General features: G+C 66.4%; 3 protein-coding genes. 2 read left to right on the top strand and 1 reads right to left on the bottom strand.

Features of this window, described 5'->3' with window-relative positions:
- Positions 1-58: 58 nt before the first annotated feature.
- A complete protein-coding gene (locus Y705_RS0113425) occupies positions 59-964 on the bottom strand; it encodes a LysR family transcriptional regulator (RefSeq protein ID WP_026533230.1) in 906 nt (301 codons plus the stop codon).
- A gap of 142 nt (positions 965-1,106) precedes the next feature.
- Here Y705_RS0113425 and mmsB point away from each other — a divergent pair, with 142 nt between their 5' ends.
- Positions 1,107-2,003 carry a 3-hydroxyisobutyrate dehydrogenase gene (gene mmsB / locus Y705_RS0113420; RefSeq protein WP_026533229.1) on the top strand — a complete coding sequence of 299 codons (897 nt, stop codon included), beginning with the start codon at positions 1,107-1,109 and terminating at the stop codon, positions 2,001-2,003.
- Positions 2,004-2,031: 28 nt separating this feature from the next.
- Positions 2,032-3,516, top strand: a complete 1,485-nt coding sequence (locus Y705_RS0113415) for a CoA-acylating methylmalonate-semialdehyde dehydrogenase (RefSeq protein WP_026533228.1) — start codon at positions 2,032-2,034, stop codon at positions 3,514-3,516.
- The last annotated feature ends 32 nt before the right edge of the window (positions 3,517-3,548 follow it).

Here is a 3,548-nt window from a genome sequence, read left to right as displayed (position 1 = left end):
GCCTCGCCGTTCTCGCGTCTTCAGGAGATGCGCTCAGGCGGCGAGCGTGGCGGAGCGATCAAGAAGCCAGGGCAGCCGCTCGCTCCGCGATCTCCCTGCGGATCGCTCCGACCACGGCCTGCACCGCCGCCGAACGCAGCGATTCCGGGCGGGCGACGGCCCAAATGGGCAGCTGACGGTGGAACTCCGCCGGTAGCACCGGAACGAACCCGGAGGCATCGGCGACCATGAAACTCGGAAGCAACCCGATCCCGGCGCCGGCAGCGACTGCCTCGACCTGCGCGAAAATGCTCGTCGACTGGAAAGTACTCACGGGCATGGGCAGCTGGGAAGAGCGGTGCCCCAGTTCGCTGACCTGCAGTGCGGACTCCACGTAGGACACGAAGCTGTGGTGGCGGATGTCCTCCAGCCCGGCGGGCATGCCCCGCTCGGCCAGGTACCCGGGGCTGGCATAGAGGCGGAGGAAGTAGTTGGTGAGGAAGATGGGGTCGGCGTTCGCGATCTCCGTCCGGCCCACCACCACCTCCAGGTCAACGCCCGAGCGGTTCTGGCTCACCTTCCGGGTGGCGCTGAAAATCTCGATATTGAGGCGAGGATGATCCCGCTGCAGCCGGATCAGCGCCGGCGTCACGAACCTGCTTCCGAAGCCGTCGGGGGTGCTGACCCGGGCGAGACCCGACAGGGCGTCGTCGTGCGCGATCCGCGAGCTCAGCGCGCCGAGGCTCGTCTCGATCGCCTCGGCAGCCTCAACGGCCTCGGTGCCGAGGGCCGTCAGTTCCCACCCCTGCGGGCTCCGTTCGAGTGTCCTCCCGCCGAGCTGTCGATCGAGGGCGAGGATGCGCCGCGAAATGGTGGTGTGGGTGGTGCCGAGCGATTCGGCGACGGCGTTGAAGCGGCCGAGCCGGGCGACGGTCAACAGGATCAGGAGGTCGTCCGGGCTGGGCAGCCGCTTGAAGTCGACCACGGTTCCTCCTGTCGTTTCGGTATTCTTCCGACAATGTGTGCAAAAACGAACACGGCGTCTGTGATATTTCCCCTTGATCGCACTCTACCAGCGAGGCATGCTGGAGGGAGCGTTTACACCACAAAGCAAAGGAGCTTCTTCCATGGCAAAAATCGGCTGGATCGGTCTCGGAAACATGGGCGGTTCGATGTCCGGGAACCTCGTCAAGGCAGGGCACGAGGTGCGGGGCTTCGACCTGAACCCCGACGCCGTCGCCGCAGCGGAAGCCCTGGGAGTGAAGCCGGCGTCGAGCATCGCCGACGCTGTGGAGGGTGCCGACGTCGTCTTCACCATGCTGCCCAAGGGCGAGCATGCGCGGGCCGTCTATCTGGGCGACGAGGGCGTGCTGGCTCATTCGGACACCCGCACCCTGCTCGTCGACTCCTCGACCATCGACATCGAGTCGGCCGCGGCGCTGCACGCAGCGGCGTCGGAGGCGGGATTCCGCTTCGTCGACGCACCGGTCTCGGGCGGAATGAGTGGCGCGAAGGCAGCGACGCTCACCTTCATGGTGGGCGGTGAGGAGGGGGCGGTGAAGGATGCGAGCACTTTCATCGAGCCCATGGCCAAGAACATCATTCCCACCGGCGGGGCCACCACCGGCCAGGCCGCCAAGATCTGCAACAACCTGATGCTGTTCATCAACCTGGCCTCCACCGCGGAGGGTGCAGTTCTCGCGGACCGGCTGGGCCTCGACAAGCAGGTGTTCTGGGATATCGCCTCCGTGTCCTCGGGAGACAGCTGGGCACTGCGCACCTGGTACCCGGTGCCGGGCGTCGTGGACACCGCGGCGTCGAACAACGATTTCGCGCCCACCTTCACCACCGAGCTGGCCAACAAGGACATCGGACTCGCCATCGCGGCGGCCAAGGACACCGATACGCCGCTGGAGATCGGCGAGCACGTCCAGCAGCTCTTCCAGCGCCTGGTCGACTCCGGCCAGGGCGGCAAGGATTGCTCCATGATCATCAAGCTCGTCGACGGCTCGCTCTCCAACTGACTTCTCCGCTCTACTGAAAGGCTCCTCCATGCAGCAGATCCCGCACTACATCAACGGGCAGCGCGTCGCCGATGCCGACCGCTACGGCCCCGTGTTCAACCCAGCCACCGGCGAGCAGGAAAAGGAGGTGGCGTTCGCGTCGCCGTCGCGCATCGATGAAGCGGTAGCCGCCGCCGAAGCCGCACTCCCGGCGTGGCGCTCGGCCAGCCTCGCCAAGCGCGCCAACGTGTTCTACCGCGTCCGGGAACTGCTCAACGAGCGGAAGTCCGAGCTCGCGGCGATCCTCACGAGCGAGCACGGCAAGGTCCTCTCCGACGCCGAGGGCGAGATTGCCCGCGGCCTCGAGAACATCGAGTTCGCCACCGGACTGTCCCACATGCTGAAGGGCGAGCGGTCGGAGCAGGTCTCCACCGGCATCGACGTCCACTCGATCCGCCAGCCCGTGGGGGTGGTGGCGTGCATCACGCCGTTCAACTTCCCGGCCATGGTGCCGCTCTGGATGATCGGCAGCGCCATTGCCTGCGGAAACACCGTGCTGCTCAAGCCGAGCGAGAAGGATCCCTCCTGTGCGGTGTTCATCGCGGAGATCTTCTCCCAGGCCGGACTGCCGGACGGCGTGTTCAACGTGGTGCAGGGTGATCGCGAGGCGGTGGAGACAATTCTCGACCACCCCGGCGTGAAGGCCGTGAGCTTCGTCGGCTCGACGCCGATCGCGAAGTCCATCTACCAGCGCGCGGCAGGGCACGGCAAGCGCGTCCAGGCTTTGGGAGGCGCGAAGAACCACATGGTGGTCCTGCCCGACGCCGACCTCAATATGGCGGCCGACGCCGCCATCTCCGCCGCGTACGGCTCCGCCGGTGAGCGGTGCATGGCCATCAGCGTCATGGTGGCCGTGGGCGATATCGCCGACGACCTCGTGGAGAAGGTCCGCTCCCGCATGGTGTCGCTGAAGATCGGTGCCGGCACCGATCCGTCGTCGGAGATGGGACCGCTCATCACCGGTGAGCACCGCGACCGTGTGGCCTCCTACGTCACCGGAGCCGCAGCAGAGGGCGCAACCGTGGTGGTCGACGGGACCACGCAGCAGTTCGATTCGGACGGCTTCTTCATCGGCGTCTCCCTCGTGGACCACGTCAAGCCGGGCATGAAGGTGTACGACGACGAGATCTTCGGCCCCGTGCTCTCGGTGGTCCGGGTGGAGACCTACGCGGACGCCGTGAAACTCGTCAACGAGAACGAGTTCGGCAACGGCGTGGCGATCTTCACGCGCGACGGCGGCGCCGCGCGGCAGTTCGAGTTCGAGGCCGAGGCCGGCATGGTGGGCGTCAACGTGCCGATCCCCGTGCCCGTCGGAACGTACTCCTTCGGAGGCTGGAAGAACTCACTCTTCGGCGACACGCACATGTACGGACCGGACAGCATCCGCTTCTACACGCGCGGCAAGGTAGTCACCACGCGGTGGCCGGATCCGTCGACGTCGAAGATCGACCTCGGTTTCCCGCAGGTCGACTGAGTTCCTGTTGTTTATTGGCGGGCCGTCTCCTT

The sequence above is a fragment of the Arthrobacter sp. H41 genome, from assembly GCF_000520535.1.
Lineage (GTDB): Bacteria > Actinomycetota > Actinomycetes > Actinomycetales > Micrococcaceae > Arthrobacter_D.
The sequence above is the reverse complement of the archived record's forward strand: the minus strand, read 5'-3'. Positions and strand labels throughout refer to the sequence as shown.

Excerpts from the sequence above, each read along its gene's own strand:
- Y705_RS0113415 (WP_026533228.1), top strand. The coding sequence starts at position 2,032 with ATGCAGCAGATCCCGCACTACATCAACGGGCAGCGCGTCGCCGATGCC.
- mmsB (WP_026533229.1), top strand. The coding sequence starts at position 1,107 with ATGGCAAAAATCGGCTGGATCGGTCTCGGAAACATGGGCGGTTCGATG.